This window comes from Roseateles hydrophilus, assembly GCF_026712245.1.
Lineage (GTDB): Bacteria > Pseudomonadota > Gammaproteobacteria > Burkholderiales > Burkholderiaceae_C > Pelomonas > Pelomonas hydrophilus.
This window is the reverse complement of record NZ_JAPPUY010000002.1, coordinates 36,379-51,635: the sequence shown is the minus strand read 5'-3', so window position 1 is coordinate 51,635 and position 15,257 is coordinate 36,379. Positions and strand designations below refer to the sequence as shown.

At 71.7% G+C, this 15,257-nt stretch carries 9 protein-coding genes; 6 read left to right on the top strand and 3 right to left on the bottom strand.

What is annotated here, in order from left to right; all coding sequences use genetic code 11:
• Window positions 1-33 precede the first annotated feature (33 nt).
• On the top strand, window positions 34-870 hold the full coding sequence (locus tag NYO99_RS07425; protein ID WP_268166519.1) for an MHFG family PEP-CTERM protein: 837 nt from the start codon (window positions 34-36) through the stop codon (window positions 868-870).
• Here the strand turns inward: NYO99_RS07425 and uvrA are convergent, their stop codons facing one another.
• Complete coding sequence (uvrA, locus tag NYO99_RS07420; RefSeq protein WP_268166518.1) at window positions 871-3,765, bottom strand: excinuclease ABC subunit UvrA; 2,895 nt, start codon at window positions 3,763-3,765, stop codon at window positions 871-873.
• A gap of 177 nt (window positions 3,766-3,942) precedes the next feature.
• On the opposite strand from uvrA, the gene NYO99_RS07415 reads away from it, so the two are divergent.
• The 4 genes from NYO99_RS07415 to NYO99_RS07400 all read left to right on the top strand — a co-directional run bounded on the left by NYO99_RS07415 (window position 3,943) and on the right by NYO99_RS07400 (window position 10,384).
• Window positions 3,943-4,167, top strand: coding sequence for a hypothetical protein (locus tag NYO99_RS07415; RefSeq protein WP_268166517.1), 225 nt, complete (start codon window positions 3,943-3,945; stop codon window positions 4,165-4,167).
• A 154-nt stretch (window positions 4,168-4,321) separates the two neighbouring features.
• The gene (locus NYO99_RS07410; RefSeq protein ID WP_268166515.1) at window positions 4,322-5,572 is read left to right on the top strand and encodes a hypothetical protein; all 1,251 of its coding nucleotides are present in this window, start codon (window positions 4,322-4,324) and stop codon (window positions 5,570-5,572) included.
• 90 nt (window positions 5,573-5,662) lie between these two features.
• Complete coding sequence (locus NYO99_RS07405; protein WP_268166514.1) at window positions 5,663-8,650, top strand: adenylate/guanylate cyclase domain-containing protein; 2,988 nt, start codon at window positions 5,663-5,665, stop codon at window positions 8,648-8,650.
• A 333-nt stretch (window positions 8,651-8,983) separates the two neighbouring features.
• Window positions 8,984-10,384, top strand: a complete 1,401-nt coding sequence (locus NYO99_RS07400; protein ID WP_268166513.1) for a pectate lyase family protein — start codon at window positions 8,984-8,986, stop codon at window positions 10,382-10,384.
• Between the two features lie 48 nt (window positions 10,385-10,432).
• On the opposite strand, the gene NYO99_RS07395 is transcribed toward NYO99_RS07400, so the two are convergent.
• Window positions 10,433-13,963 carry a Dyp-type peroxidase gene (locus tag NYO99_RS07395; protein WP_268166512.1) on the bottom strand — a complete coding sequence of 1,177 codons (3,531 nt, stop codon included), beginning with the start codon at window positions 13,961-13,963 and terminating at the stop codon, window positions 10,433-10,435.
• Between the two features lie 198 nt (window positions 13,964-14,161).
• On the opposite strand from NYO99_RS07395, the gene NYO99_RS07390 reads away from it, so the two are divergent.
• Complete coding sequence (locus NYO99_RS07390; RefSeq protein WP_268166511.1) at window positions 14,162-14,449, top strand: hypothetical protein; 288 nt, start codon at window positions 14,162-14,164, stop codon at window positions 14,447-14,449.
• 9 nt (window positions 14,450-14,458) lie between these two features.
• Here NYO99_RS07390 and NYO99_RS07385 read toward each other — a convergent pair whose 3' ends face one another.
• The gene (locus tag NYO99_RS07385) at window positions 14,459-15,235 is read right to left on the bottom strand and encodes a DUF2306 domain-containing protein (RefSeq protein ID WP_268166510.1); all 777 of its coding nucleotides are present in this window, start codon (window positions 15,233-15,235) and stop codon (window positions 14,459-14,461) included.
• Window positions 15,236-15,257 lie beyond the last annotated feature (22 nt).

Here is a 15,257-nt window from a genome sequence, read left to right as displayed (position 1 = left end):
CCCTGGGCGTCAATTCCTTGTTCGGGCCCCTTGATGTCCTTGATTGCCACGCTTGCTCTTGCCGTCTCTGCCGGCACCACGCTGCCCCAGTGCAACTGGGACCGCCCGGGCGCCAACCCCTTCATGGGCGACGTGGTGGCGGCCGTGGACCGCTACCAGGACATCCCGGCCGCCACCCGCGAGAAGCTCAAGGCGCGCATGAAGGCGCGCAGCTATGACGACATTGCCGTTATCGAGCGCGACGCCATCAAGGGCCAGGGCCGCACCGAATACGCGCCCGAGATCAGCGAGATGCACTTCGGGCCGGGCGCTGTCTGCAAGACGGTGACGCGCACCAAGTGGACGGCCAAGACCCAGGAACGCGGCCTGGTGTACTGCGAGGACGGCCAGTGCATCCTGGTGCCCACGGTCTGCCGCAACGTCAGCCGCATCAAGCGCCTGGAGAAACCGGCCGCCGTGGCGCCGTCGGGCGCTGGCAACGTGGCCTCGGCCACGCGCGAAGCCGACAACAACAACACGCCGCTGGAGTTCGAGGCCCCGGGTGCCGGCCCGATGGCGGCGGCCGCGCCGGACAGCTTCGCCCAGCAATCGGGCGTGCCGGCGCTGGCCAGCAGCAGCGGCGCCAACAGCGGCGGCGGCAGCCTGATCGGTGGCGGCGGCCCGGCTGGCGGTGGCGCGCGCACCGCGGGCGGTGGCCTGCCATCGTTGGTGGACCTGGGCACGCCGACGCTGCCGCCGGGCACCATCCGCGTCGCCGAAGTGCCGCCCATCACGCCGGCCGTGCCGGAGCCCAGCACCTGGGGCATGGCCGCACTCGGCCTGCTGCTGCTGGGCTGGCGCGCCCGCCGCGGGGCTGCGCCCCGCGCCTGATCACCGCTTCAGCAGCGGCGCCAGGTAGCGCCCCGTGTGGCTGGCCTCGCAGGCCGCCACGTCTTCCGGCGTGCCGGCCACCAGCAGCGTGCCGCCGCCCGCACCGCCTTCCGGGCCCATGTCGATGAGCCAGTCGGCCGTCTTGATGACGTCCAGGTTGTGCTCGATGACGACGATGGTGTTGCCGGCGTCGCGCAGCTGGTGCAGCACCTTCAAGAGCAGTGCAATGTCGGCGAAGTGCAGGCCGGTGGTGGGCTCGTCCAGGATGTAAAGCGTGCGGCCGGTGTCGCGCTTGGAGAGTTCCAGCGCCAGCTTCACCCGCTGCGCCTCGCCGCCGGACAGCGTGGTCGCGCTCTGGCCCAGCTTCACGTAGCCCAGGCCCACGTCCAGCAGGGTCTGCAGCTTGCGCGCCAGCGTGGGCACGGCGTTGAAGAGCTGGAAGGCGTCTTCCACCGTCATGTTCAGCACGTCGGTGATGTTCTTGCCCTTGTAGAGCACCTCCAGCGTTTCGCGGTTGTAGCGCCGGCCCTGGCACACGTCGCAGGGCACGTAGACGTCGGGCAGGAAGTGCATCTCCACCTTCAGCACGCCGTCACCCTGGCAGGCCTCGCAGCGGCCGCCGGCCACGTTGAAGCTGAAGCGGCCCGGCCCGTAGCCGCGCTCGCGGGCGGTGGGCATCTCGGCGAACAGCTCGCGGATGGGCGTGAACAGGCCCGTGTACGTGGCCGGGTTGGAGCGCGGCGTGCGCCCGATGGGCGACTGGTCGACGTTGATGACCTTGTCGAACGCGTCCAGGCCCTCAATCTCGTCGTGCGCCTCGGGGTCGGCGTGGCTTTGGTACAGCTTCTTGGCGACGGCGGCGTACAGCGTGTCGTTCACCAGCGTGCTCTTGCCCGAGCCGGACACGCCGGTCACGCAGGTCAGCACGCCGACCGGGATGTCCACCGTCACACCCTTGAGGTTGTTGCCCCGGGCGTTGACGATGCGCAGGGTCTGCCCCTCGGGCGCGGTGTGGCGCGTGGCCGGCACCTCGATGCGCGCAGCGCCGCTGAGATACCGGCCGGTGGGTGAGTTCGGGTTGGCGGCCACCTCATCGGGCGTGCCCTGGGCCATCACGCGGCCGCCGTGCACGCCGGCGCCGGGGCCGAGGTCCAGCACCCAGTCGGCGGCGCGGATCGCGTCTTCGTCGTGTTCCACCACCAGCACCGAGTTGCCCAGGTCGCGCAGCCGGCGCAGCGTGGCGATGAGCCGATCGTTGTCGCGCTGGTGCAGGCCGATGCTGGGTTCGTCCAGCACGTACATCACGCCGGTCAGGCCCGAACCGATCTGGCTGGCCAGCCGGATGCGCTGCGCCTCGCCGCCGGAGAGCGTGTCGGCGCTGCGGTCCAGGCTCAGGTAGTTCAGGCCCACATCGTTCAAGAAGCGCAGGCGCGACGCGATCTCGCGAATCACCTTGTCGCCGATGTCGGCCTTGTTGCCCTTGAGCTTCAGGCCCTCGAAGTAGTGCAGGCACTCACGCAGCGTCGAATGCTCCACCTCGTAGATGGGCCGGCCGCGCGTGCCGGCGGGCGCGTCGGCGGGCTGCAGCACGACGTTGCGCGCCTCGCGGCGCAGGCGCGAGCCCTCGCAGTGCGGGCAGGGTTTGGCGGCCATGTAGCGCGCCAGGTCCTCGCGCACGGCCGTCGAGTCGGTCTCCTTGTAGCGGCGCGACAGCGTCGGCAGGATGCCTTCAAAGGCATGACTGCGCTTGACCGAGCGCTTCTTGCCGCTGGCCGTCTCGGCCTGGTAGGTGAAGGCGATCTCGGTCTCGCCCGAGCCATGCAGCAGCACCTGCTGGACGTCAGCGGGCAAGCTGTCCCACGGCGCTTCCACGTCGAAGCTGTAGTGCGCGGCCACCGCCTCCAACATGGAGAAGGTGTAGGGGTTGCGGCGGTCCCAGCCCTTCACCGCGCCGCTGGCGAGGCTGAGCGTGGGAAAGGCCACCACGCGGTCCTCGTCGAACACCGTGACCTGGCCCAGGCCCTCGCAGCTGGGGCAGGCGCCCACCGGCGAATTGAAGGAGAACAGGCGCGGCTCCAGCTCAGGCAGCGAGTACGAGCACACCGGGCAGGCGAACTTGCTGGAGAACAGCGTGGTCTCGCTGTTGTCCATGTTCATCACCAGCGCGCGGCCGTCGGCCAGGCGCAGCGCGGCCTCGAAGCTCTCGGCCAGGCGCTGGCGCAGGCTGTCGGCGCTGTCATGGCGCAGCTTGATGCGGTCGATGACGACGTCGATGTCGTGCTTCTCCGCCTTCTTCAGCGCCGGAATGTCAGGCACCTCGACGGTGGCACCATCCACGCGAAAGCGCACATAGCCCTGGGCCTGCAGGTCCTGGAACAGCTCGACGAACTCGCCCTTGCGGTCGCGCACCACGGGCGCCAGCAGCATCAGCTTGCTCTCGTCGGGCATGGCCAGCACCGCGTCCACCATCTGGCTCACGCTCTGCGCCTCCAGCGGCAGGTCGTGGTCGGGGCAGAAGGGCGTGCCGGCGCGGGCGTAGAGCAGGCGCAGGTAGTCGTGGATCTCGGTGACGGTGCCCACGGTCGAGCGCGGGTTGTGGCTGGTGGCTTTTTGCTCGATGGAGATGGCCGGCGACAGGCCCTCGATGACGTCCACATCGGGCTTGTCCATCAGCTGCAGGAACTGCCGCGCGTAGCTGGACAGGCTCTCCACGTAGCGCCGCTGGCCCTCGGCGTACAGCGTGTCGAAGGCCAGCGACGACTTGCCCGAGCCCGACAGGCCGGTGATGACCACCAGCGAGTGCCGCGGCAGGTCGACGTCGATGTTCTTCAGGTTGTGCGTGCGCGCGCCGCGCACGCGGATGAAACGGGATTCGGGGGACTGCGGATGGGACATGGCGGCGCCTGCAAGCGAACCGGCCATGATAGGCGCGGCGCTTCATCCCGGCTTGCCGCAGCTCACCATGCCCCGCCTGCGGTTCATCGCAAGCGCCTCGCGGCGCCCGGCGCGGCTGCGCACACTGCCTGCCATCGACACCGCGATTCCGCCGTGCGAACACCAGGAGAAACCACCATGAAGACCACCGTTCTGATCCAGGCCGCTGCCATCGCCGCCTTTGCCTTCACCGCCCTGGCCGCCAGCGCCGCCCCGCAGACCGTGCACCAGCTGCCGCGCGTCGTCGTCACCGGCACCGCCGTCAAGACCGTGGTGCAGCTGCCTCGCGTCGTCGTGACCGGCTACGCGCAGCGCGAGGTGGCCCAGCTGCCGCGCGTGACCGTCACGGCCCGCCGCGCCTGAGCTGCATGCGCACCCGTCGCATGTCGTCACCACGAGCCGAGTCGCCGGCGCAGCAGGCCCGTGGCCGGGGCTGCGCCGCCGAGTCGGCTTGTCAATTTGCGTAAAAAGTCACAGCTCTGAAAGACAATCCGGGCTTCGTCATCGGAGCCCGCTTGTGAAAGAAGAGTTGCGCAAACGCCGTTCGTGGCTGGACGGCTTCATGGCCTACCCCGCGCCGGCGGGCCTGGGCGAGACCCAGCTTCGCGACAACATCATCCTGCTGGACCAGGCGCTCTACGCGCTGTGGAACCTCGGCGACAACCTGCTGTTCGGCTGGACGCCCGAGGCCCGCGGGCTGCGCGTCATCGTCGCGCCGCACCCGCTGCTGACCGAGTTCGCGCTGGGCGACGGCAGCCTGCCGCCCGCCGAGCTGACGCGCCGCGCCCGGCTGCTGGACAAGCTGCTGTCCAATCAGGAACACCTCGAGGCCGCCGAGTTTGACCGCGTCGCCAGCGCGCTGGACGTGCAGCCCCGCCTGATCGAGCTGCCGTTCGCGCCCGAGGACGGCCTGGGCCTGCCGCTGATCGCTGCCATCGCCGCGCGCTACGGCGTGCGCCTGGTGGAAGACCGCGCCGTCATCCTGTTCGACGCCGTCGGCTTCTCGCTGCTCACGCCGCTGCAGCAGGTGGTGCAGCTCAACAGCCTGTCCTGCTCCGTCAACGCCGCCTACGCCAAGCTGCTGGACCGCGAGATCAACATCAACTTCGCCCGCACCACCACGGGCGACGGCTTCTACATCTGGAACCGCATGCGCGGCGTGGAGGCCAACGTCGAGCTGTACCAGCTGATGCAGTTCATCCTGGCCGACAACGCGCTGGCCCAGGAGCGCGCGACGCGGCCCGAGTCCGTGCCGCGGCTGCGCGCCTGCTTCCACGTCGGCTCGCACTACGAGTTCTACCAATCCGAGGGCCTGAACCCGACCTCGTTCAGCTACTTGGTGGGCCAGGTGACCATCGAGCTGGCGCGCATGATCGACAACGCCCAGCCCGGCCAGATCCTGGTGGGCAAGTTCAACACGCTGATGCACGACGCCACCACCGGCGAAGACGTGCGCATCGACAGCCTGGACTTCGTCGAGCGCACCCGCGCGCCGCTGCGCAGCCTCAACGGCCTGCGGCTGGCCGGCTCCGAGGTCGACGAGATCGCCTGCTACCTGACCGGCCGGCGTGACAGCACCGGGCTGTGGGGCATCAGCGAGTACCAGATCGCCGACAAACATGGCCTGATCCACCGCGTCTACAACGCCAAGATCAACATCCACCGCCGCAACGGCGAGCCCATCTACCTGGGCCTGCGCGAGGAAGACCTGCCGGCCACCGTGGCCCGCACCGTGGCCGAGCCCGACCTGCACCCGCTGCACGCCTGAGCGGCGCGCCGGTCATGTCTAGAGCCCGGCCCCCACTCGCGCCCGATCTCGGCGAAAGCGGGGGCGGCAGCCGCTAGCATCCCGGGCGTTGTGACTCTGCCCCCTGCCTCCACCGCCACCGGCCCCCAGGCCGCAGGCCAGCGCCGCCTGCTGACGCTGCTGTTCGTCGACCTCAGCGGCTCCACCGCGATGGCCGAGTGGATGGAGGCCGAGCATTACGCCGCCATGCTGGCGGCCCTGCGCGACCTGTACGAGCGCATCGTGCCGCACCACGGCGGCGTCATCGCGCGCATCCAGGGCGACGGCATGCTGGCCGTGTTCGGCCACCCCGAGGTGCGCGAGGACGACGGCCGCCGCGCGACCGAGGCCGCGCTGGAGCTGCACGCCGCCGTGCGCGGCCTGCGCCCGCCCGGCCCGCTGCCCGCCGACTTTCCCGGCCTGACGCTGCACAGCGGCATCCACGCCGGCATCGTGCTCGTGGGCGAGGGTGACCAGATGCGCGGCCGCTTCGAGCTGCTGGGCAATGCGCCCAACATCGCCGCCCGCCTGAGCGAAGCCGCCAAGCGCGACGAGATCATCGCCAGCGAGGAGAGCCTGGGCCTGCAGGCGCAGTTCTTCGTGACCGGGCCGCGCTTCTCGCTGCAGCTGCGCGGCCGCGCCACGCCGCTGGCGGCCTACCGCGTGCTGGGCCGCGCCGATGTGAGCCGCCGCTACGAGGCCAGCATGCGGCGCGGGCTGGCGCCCTTCGTGGGCCGCGGCGACGAACTGGCCGCGCTGTCGGCCGGGCTAGCCGCCGCGCTGTCCGGCCAGACCCGCTGGCTGGGCCTGCGCGCCGGCGCCGGCGTGGGCAAGACCCGGCTCATCGAGGAGTTCCTGCGCCACGTCGTCGACCAGGCCGAACAGCCTTTCCACATTCACCGCGGCTACTGCGAGAGCTACCTCAGCGCCGAGCCGCTGCAGCCCTTCCTGCAGATGCTGCGCGCGATGGACGGCATGCCCGACGCGCCGCCCGAACTGGCCGAAGCCCAGGCCAGCGCCGCGCCGCAACGCGCCGATGCGCTGCTGCACCTGCTGCTCGCGCTGGCCCGGCGCATGCCTCAGCTGGTGTTCATCGACGACCTGCAATGGGCCGACGACGCCTCACTGCGCCTGCTGCACCGGCTGCGCACCACCGCCGAGCGCCAGGGCCTGCCGCTGCTGCTGCTCACCGCCAGCCGCCCGCAGCCTGGCGGCAGCGGCCTGGGCGCGCATGACGACCATGCCCAGCAGCTCATCACGCTGCCGCCGCTGACGGACTGCGAGTCCGCCCACGCCGTGCAGCAGCTGCTGCCCCAGGGCGACCCCTTCATCGCCGCCGAGGTGCGCCGCCACGCCGGCGGCAACCCGCTGTTCATCGAAGAGCTGTGCCACGCCGCGGCCGACGCGGGCGCCAGCCTGGTGGCGGGGCAGAGCAGCGCCGCGTGGCTGGCGGCGCTGGTGGAGTCGCGCATGGGCCGGCTGCCACCCGAGCAGGCGCGCCTGGTGCGCCTCGCCGCCGTCATCGGCACGGTCATCCCGGTGTGGCTGCTCGAAGCCCTCAGCGGCTGCGGCGAGCAGCACCCTGACGTGCGCGCGCTGGCCGCGCAGGACTTCATCTTCCCGGACCAGAGCCCCGGCCTGCTGCGCTTCAAGCACGGCATCACGCGCGATGTCGTCTACGAGGCCACCGGCCTGCACGAGCGCCAGGCGCTGCACCGGCGCATCAGCACCGAGTTGACTGCCCGCGGCGGCGCCGAGCTGCACGAGCAGCTCGCCTACCACGCCGCCGCCGCCAACGACTGGCCGGCCGCCGGCCTGCATGCCGAGGCCGCGGGCGACCAGGCCCTGGCCGCGTCGGCGCTGGACCGCGCCAAGAAGCAGTTCCGCGCCGCGCTGGCGGCGCTGGAGTTCCTGCCCGACGGCGACGACGCCGGGCGTGGCCGCCGCCGCCGCTGGATCAGCGTCGCGCAGCGGCTGGGCATGGCCTGCGTGTTCGACGCCTCGCAGGACGACCTACGCGTGCTGCGCCATGCCGCCCAGCTGGCCCAGGCCGATGGCGACGCCGGCGTCATCGCCCGCACCGAGTACTGGCTGGCCTATGTGGGCTACGCGCTCGGCGAGACGCGCGACAGCCTGCGCCACGCGCGCGCCGCCGTCGAGCAGGCCCAGCAGTGTGGCGACCACGCGCTGCTGGCCCAGCTGCCCGGCACCGTGGGCCAGCTGCAGGCCGCCGCGGCCGACTACGCCCAGGCCATGCCCATGCTGGACCTGGCCATCCAGCGCCAGCGCCCGCGCGCCAGCAAGAACGCCGTCAACCGCATCGGCCTGTCGTTCTCGCTGTGCTGCCGCGCCTATGTGCTGGGCGACCAGGGCCGCTTCAGCGACGCCCATGAGGTGTTCGCCGAGGCGCTGGAGCCCTTCGACGGCAGCGGCCACGCGGTAGAAGCCAGCATCCAGGGCTGGCGCGCCGCGGTGCTGCTGTGGCAGGGCCGCTGGGCCGACGCCCGCCAGGCCGCGGCCGTGGCGCACCGCGTCGGCGCCCAGGTGCGCAGCATGTTCACCTGCGCGATGGGCCACGCCGCGGGGGCCTATGGCGCCTGGATGGAGGCTGGTGACCCGCTGGCCCGTCAGCACATCCTCGACGCCACGGCCTGGCTGGCACCGCGCGGCGGTGGCCTGTACAGCAGCTTCCAGCACGGCTGGCTGGCCGACATCCTGTCCACCCAGGCCGACAACGTTGCCGCGCGCCACCACATCGCACGGGCCCTCAAGCGCGGCCGCCAGCACGACTGGATCGGCGGCGCCATGGCCTACCGCGCCGCCGCCCGGCTGGCCGCCCAGGCCGGCGACACCATGCAGGCACGGCGCTACCTGGCGCTGGCGCGGGGCGCCGGTGAGCAGCGCAACTCCGACCACGAATCGGCCGTCACCGCACTGCTGGAGGCCGAGCTGCGGCTGGACAGCGGCTGGCCGGCTGCGCTGGCGTTGGCGCTCGCCGAGTTCGAGCGCATGGGCATGACCGGCTTCCTGCAGCGCGCGCAGCGGCTGCCGCAGCCCTGAACGGGCCCGCCGGCGCCGCAGCATCCGGTCACGTCGCTTACACCTGCAGCGCCCCCGCTGCAGGCTACGTGCAAGCCCGCATCGCCCAAATCGAAACATCGTTTCATGATCGCCGCCACGATGCGCGGTGAAGACGCCGCGCCGACCTGACGTCGCTGCGCGGTGCGCGCAGATCGACCGGCGGCGACCTGACGTCTGCGCTGGCTCCCCCTGCCCACAAACAACGTTCGCCCTGGCCGTGCGCTGCTGCGCGCCGGCCGACGCGGGCGTGGCTGCGCGCGTGAACCGGGTCTGGCTCCGGCGTGCGGCCCACCCACCACCACGGAGACTTCCATGCCCCATTCGCCCAAGCCCCTGACCCCGCCGCCGCTGCCCACCGTGCGCACGGCCGGCACTGCCCTGAGCCTGCTGCTGGCCGCCACCGCCGCGCACGCCGCCGACTGGCCCTCGGGCTACTCCAAGTGCGCCGATGAAGGCGGCACCTGCAAGGTCGGCACCGCCACGCGCGCCGTGTCCTTCGGCGTCAAGGACAAGTGGGTCATCAAGAACCTCAGCGGCAACATCGCCTGCACGACGGCCACCTTCGGCAGCGACCCCAACCCCGGCCTGAAGGAGAAATGCGCTCTCGGCCCGGTGGCCGGCCCGGCACCGACGCCGGCACCCACCCCAGCGCCCACGCCCGCACCGACCCCGGCGCCGACGCCCGCGCCCGCGCCGGCCGGCCACAGCGGCGGCTATGGCGGCACCGTGACCGGCGGCGGCAGCAAGGCGCCCGTCACCGTCAGCACGGCCGCCGCGATGCAGGCGGCCATCAACGCCTACGACGGCAGCTCCGGCCTGGTGCTGCGCTACACCGGCACCTTCGACTTCGCATCCATCACCGACAGCTGCACGCAATGGCAGAAGCCGGCCGGCGCCATCGTCGAGGTCAAGAACAAGAGCAACGTCACCATCGAGGGCGCCAACGGCTCGGGCGCCAACTTCGGCCTGGCCATCAAGGGCAATGCGCAGAACGTCATCATCCGCAACATGACCATCGGCCTGCTGCCCGGCTCCATCGACGCCATCGGCATCGAAGGCCAGGGCGGCGGCTATCCGGGCTACATCTGGATCGACCACAACACGCTGTTCAGCAGCCTGAAGGACTGCAGCGGCGCGGGCGACCTGGAGTTCGACGGCCTCATCGACAGCAAGGCCGGCGCGCACCACATCACCTACTCGTACAACCACATCCACGACCACCAGAAGGTCGGCCTGATCGGCAGCAGCGACAGCGACGCCAGCGACCGCTTCATCACCTTCCACCACAACCACTACCAGAACGTCAGCGCCCGCCTGCCGCTGCAGCGCGGCGGCTACACCCACCTCTACAACAACCTCTATAGCGGCGTGAAGACCTCGGGCGCCAACATCCGCATGGGTGGCTATTCGCTGATCGAGGGCAACTGGTTCGAGAACGCGCAGAACCCGGTCACCTCGCGCGACAGCTCGGCCATCGGCTACTGGCAGCTGCGCGACAACAACGTGCGCTCGCCGGCCGACTTCGCGACCTACGGCATCACCTGGGTCGCCAGCGGCTCGTCGCCATCGCGCGACGCGACCGACTGGACGACGACCGCCAACTTCCCGCTGGGCATCCCGTACAGCTACACGCTGCAGCCGGCGTCCTGCGTGAAGCAGAAGCTGCCGGCAGCAGCGGGCGCGGGGACGAACTTCGCGAAGATCAGCTGCTGACGCTGCGGGCCTCGGTCGTCGGGCAGGTCTCGACCTGCCCGACGTGGGTCACACCGCCAACGCCACCACCGTCGGCGCCCCCGTGAAGCGCATCACCCCTGCGTCCAGCACCGCCGCGATGACGCCCAGCATCACGCCCATGCCCATGCCGTAGCCCGAGCAGGCGTGCGGCGGCGCGCCCTTGGGGTCGGCGCGGTCGCCGCCAAAGGCGACGTGGTGGCGCAGCGGGTCCTGCTGCGTGGCGGAGCCCAGGCCCACCACCAACACGCGGCCCGGCTGGACATCCACCTGCCCGAGCCTGTGCGCCACACGCGCCTTGCGCCAGATCTGGAACGGCGTGGGCCGCTGGTTCAGCGTCGCGACCATCGTGGGCCGCAGCCGCGCGACGGCCTCGGCATACGGCCGCATGCCGGTGGCCGCGTCGGGCTTCACCTCGGTCCACAGCGGCTGCAGCTCCCACAGCTTGCGGGTCTGCACCCAGCCGGCCAGCACGGTCAGCAGGTTGGCATGCGTGGTGGGCGGGAAGCCCAGCATGATGCCGGCCAGCGTGCGCGCCGGCAGGTCGGGCGTGGCGCCGGGCACGGCCTGGGCGGCGGCGACGATCTTGGCAGCCAGCGGTGGCAGCTGCGTGCCGGGCTCGTCCAGCCAGGCCTGGGTGGCCGCCAGGAAGCGCTGGCCTGCCGCACGGCCCTCGGCCTTCACGGCGTCGGTCGGGTAGGGGCCGAACACGTGGCGCGACACCTTGAACAGGTCGCGCGGGCAGCGCGGCGCCACGGCACCGACGCCCGGCGCGCCGGCATAGGCTTCGGCGTGGAACTCCGTGCCCCAGATGCGCTTGCCGTCGGGCTGGCCGAACCAGGCGGTGCACAGCGCGGCCAGCACGCCTTCGCTCAGGCGCTCGAAGTCCAGCGGCGTGTCGGCGGGCAGGTCCTTGGGTTTCTGGCTGGCGGGGAAGGCGTCCAGCAGCGCGCGAGCCTCGGCCTTCAGCTTCTCCAGGCCCAGCTTGGCGATCTTGTAGGCCGTGGCGTAACACTGCGCCTCGCTGTAGGCCTCGATGGCGGCATTGACGGCCGGCGCCTGCTCGCGGTGGCCGGTGTCGTCGTCCAGGCCCAGGAAGCCCACGCCGATGGAGTCGTGCATGCGCTCGCCGTAGCCGCTGTTGGAGTAGCGGTCGGGCTGGTTGCGCAACACTTCGCAGACGCGCTCGGCCGCGCCCACCAGCACGCCGTAGGCGGTGTCCACCACGCCGCCGGGCTGGGCGCGCACCCAGGCCCAGGCCTGGTCGCGGGTGTTGGTGTCTTCCAGCCACAGCTGCATGGCGGCCTTGTCCTGCAGGTCGGGCACGCGCTCGGGCACCGGCACGGGCGCCGGCAGCGGCAGGGCCAGCTCCACCAGGCCCGGCAGGCCCTTCAGTGCGGCGATGGACGGCACGAAGAAGTAGGCGCCCCACTGCAGCGTGACGAAGGGCTCGGGGCCCAGGTCCACCTCGTAGGGCTTGCCGGCATGCTCGAACGGGAACAAGCGCGGGCCGGCGCTGCCGTCCACGACGCCCAGCAGCGGATCGGGCTGGCCCGAGTAGCCGCCGCTGGCGTTGCCGCCGGCGATCCAGCGCTGCACCACCTCGAACTGCTCGGCCAGGTGGGCGTTGTAGGCCATGAAGACCAGGCCGCGGTCCGCGTCGTCCGGCGCATCGGCGTGCACCGGCGCGCCGTAGCTCATGCCGCGGCGCAGGATGCGCGGCATGCGGCTCTTGGCGAACGCGGTGCCGGCCAGGTCGCGCGGGTTGGCGCGGCGGATGTGGGCGTGGAAGGGGCAGGCGGCGCCCTGCGCGTCCTTGGCGTAGTTGAAGTCGTTGCCGGTCACGGCGGGCGCGGCCAGCGCGCGGCCGTCCTGCCAGCGGCCCATCAGCTTGGCGAGCACGAGGTCGTGGTCCAGCCCGATCTTCTTCGCCTGCTCGTAGGTGCGCTTGGCGAAACGGCCGGTGTACTGGCGCAGCTTGCGCACGACGAGGAAGCTGCCGCGGTCCAGCAGCGCGTCGGGCTGCTCGGGCACGGCGTAGCCCTTGTCGCGCTCGGTGGGGAAGCCCTGCAGGATCTCGCCGGTCTTGACGGTGTCGTCCCAGGCGGTGCCGGGCGTGCCGGCGCCGGCGAGCTGGGGCTGGCTGATGCCGTCCTTGAAGCCGAAGTGCTCCTTGTCGGCCGCGTTGCTGCGCATGGGCTCCAGCGCCACCAGCGCCAGGCCGGTGCCCACGGTCAGCGCGTCCGCCAGCGCGCGCAGGCGCTGCTCGTCGGCCGGCGTGAAGGCGTCGCCGGATTCGGCGGCCGGGAAGCGCAGCTGCACCAGCACGTGCGCATTCGCCGGGTCCACGCGGTCCACGCCGTTGACATGGCGGGCCAGCGCCCAGTGCGTGGGGTGGTTGTGGCGCACGTCGCCCAGCAGGCCGGCGCGCGCGGCCATGCCCTCCTTGAAGGCCTGCGGGAAACGCTCCAGCCGCGCGGCGGGCACGCCCAGCGCCTTCAGGCCGGCCAGCGTCAGCGCCACCTGGCGCCACACACCGTCGGGGCTGGTGCTGTCGTTGTCGCGGTTGACCGGCGCCGTGCTCAGCCAGGCCACGGCCTGCGCCGCGTTGGCCACGCGCAGCAGCACCAGGCCGCCACGGTTGCCGGGCGGCTTGGTCAGGATGCAGGCCTGCAGGTCGCCGGGGTTCAGCGACAGCGCGCGCGCCTGGCCCTGCGGCTCGGGCAGCGGCTGCTCGAACCACTGCAGCATCTCGTAGTGCCGCTGGCGCAGCGCGCCGCCGGGCGTCTTGCCGCCGTCGTTGGGGAACTGCTGGGCGGTGTTCAGCTCGCGCAGTTCGAACAGGATGTCGTGCGTGGCGCGCAGCAGACAGGCGCGGTCCGGCGCATGCGCGCCGAAGAAGCGCTGCAGCGTGAACAGCCCCGCCAGCGGCACCAGGCCGCGCGCGGCCATCGCGAAGCGGTCCTTGTCGGCGGTGGGCAGCGGCTGCACCTCGCCGGAGGCCGGCGCGCGCAGGCGGTTGAACTCCAGCTCGCTGGCGCGGCCGCGCTGGGCAGCCTCCAGCTTGGCCAGGTACTCGGCGTCGCTGACGGTGCGGCCCGACTCGATGAACAGGAAGTCCGCCGACACCTCGTGCTCGCGCACCCAGCGCGCATAGGTCTCGAAGCTGCAGTCGCGCGACAGCGTGTAGCCCTCGGTGTGGCACAGCATCAGGTCCAGCGTGGAGCCGAGCTGGTCCCAGATGACCCGCATGTAGGGCTCCCAGCCGCCGTCGAAGTTCACGCACAGCAGCAGCCGGTCTGGCGCGCCGTCCTTGCCCTCCACGATGCTCCAGCGGAAGGAATGGACGATGCGCCAGCGCGCGACGATGTCGGTGTAGGGCGAGGCCGGCGCGCTGCTCTCGCGCGAGCCCAGGCGCAGGCCGTTGAGCGTGCGCAACACCTTGCGCAGCCGGTCCACGTAGGTGACGACTTCCAGTGCGTCGACGAAGCCGCGCTTGATGTCGGCCAGCAGGTTGAGGTCGGTGATGCCGCCCAGTTGGACGTCGTTGCCGCGTGCCATGTTCTGTCTCCCTTGGATGAGCGCGCGCAGTATCCGTGTTAGCCGTGACAGGCCGGCCACGCGTCGCCCACAAGCGTGACGACGAGCCTCGTCGCCGCCAGCCGCAGTTCATCCGCGGAAACCGGCGGCCTATCGCAAACCCTAGGACGGGCAAACCCTAGGCGGGCACAGTCACGCTCACCAAACCGGGAGAGCACCATGAACCGCATCAGCACCACCAGCCACCGCGTCGCCACCCGCCTGCAGGCGGCCAGCGCCGCCGCCCTCGTCGCCCTCGTGGCGCTGACCGGCGCCGCGTGGATGACGCTGACGGTGCCGGCCGACGACGTGCCGGTGGTGCAGCTGGAGCGCGTGGTTGTCGAAGGCCGGCGCGCCGGCACCCAGGTGGCCGAGGTGAAGCAGCTGCCGCGCGTGGTGGTCACCGGCCGCCGCGACCCGACGGCCGACGGCGCCCAGCTGGCCAGCGCCGGCAGCGCACTGAACTGAGCGCCGCGGCTAGACCAGCCGCGGCAACCACATGCCCAGCGTCGCGCCGAAGATGCCAACGGCCGTGGCCACGCTCAGCAGCACCAGCGCGAGCGCCAGCACCAGCCCCCGGCCGCGCGCGCGCAGGTAGAGCTCCAGCACCGCCAGCGGCAGCAGGAACTGCGCGAAGTTCATCGCCGTCACGAAGGGCCCGGTGAAGGTCTTGGGATCGAAGCCCACGGGTGCCTGCCAGATCAGCATCCACAGCATGAAGCCGACGCGGAAGAACCACACGCCGTTGGCCGCGATGAACAGCCGCAGCGCCCAGCGCCGGTGCGCCTCGAACTGCCGCGCCCGCGCATGCCGCCAGGCCAGCGCCGCGAAGGTGACGATGAACACGCCGTTCAGGCTGGTGGCCAGCTGCATGGTCACGCCGCCCACGGTGCCGCGCACCCAGATCAGGTAGAAGCCGCTGACCGTGCCCAGCAGGGCGCCCGCGAGGAACACGCGGCCCAGCGTGCGGTGCACGGCCGGCATGCGCCGGCGCAGCGGCGGGATCAGCTGCAGCACGCCGATGCCGGTCATCAACAGCGCGAAGACCAGGTGCAGGCTCAGCATCGCGTTGCCCAGTCCGTCGCCCGCCACCCAGCGCGACTCGCCCGGCGGCCCGCCCAGCGCAGCGCGCCCGTAGCTGACGCCGATGTACAGCGCAAAGATGGCCAGCCCCGTGGCGGCGACGAGGTACCAGAGGCCGGCGGCGGCCGCGACCGGGCGGCTGGGCCGGCCGGCGGAGGTGAAGGTGTCCATGGCGAAGCTCCGTGATGCCGTT

Excerpts from the sequence above, each read along its gene's own strand:
- NYO99_RS07395 (WP_268166512.1), bottom strand. The coding sequence starts at position 13,963 with ATGGCACGCGGCAACGACGTCCAACTGGGCGGCATCACCGACCTCAAC.
- NYO99_RS07385 (WP_268166510.1), bottom strand. The coding sequence starts at position 15,235 with ATGGACACCTTCACCTCCGCCGGCCGGCCCAGCCGCCCGGTCGCGGCC.
- NYO99_RS07390 (WP_268166511.1), top strand. The coding sequence starts at position 14,162 with ATGAACCGCATCAGCACCACCAGCCACCGCGTCGCCACCCGCCTGCAG.
- uvrA (WP_268166518.1), bottom strand. The coding sequence starts at position 3,765 with ATGTCCCATCCGCAGTCCCCCGAATCCCGTTTCATCCGCGTGCGCGGC.
- NYO99_RS07415 (WP_268166517.1), top strand. The coding sequence starts at position 3,943 with ATGAAGACCACCGTTCTGATCCAGGCCGCTGCCATCGCCGCCTTTGCC.
- NYO99_RS07400 (WP_268166513.1), top strand. The coding sequence starts at position 8,984 with ATGCCCCATTCGCCCAAGCCCCTGACCCCGCCGCCGCTGCCCACCGTG.
- NYO99_RS07425 (WP_268166519.1), top strand. The coding sequence starts at position 34 with ATGTCCTTGATTGCCACGCTTGCTCTTGCCGTCTCTGCCGGCACCACG.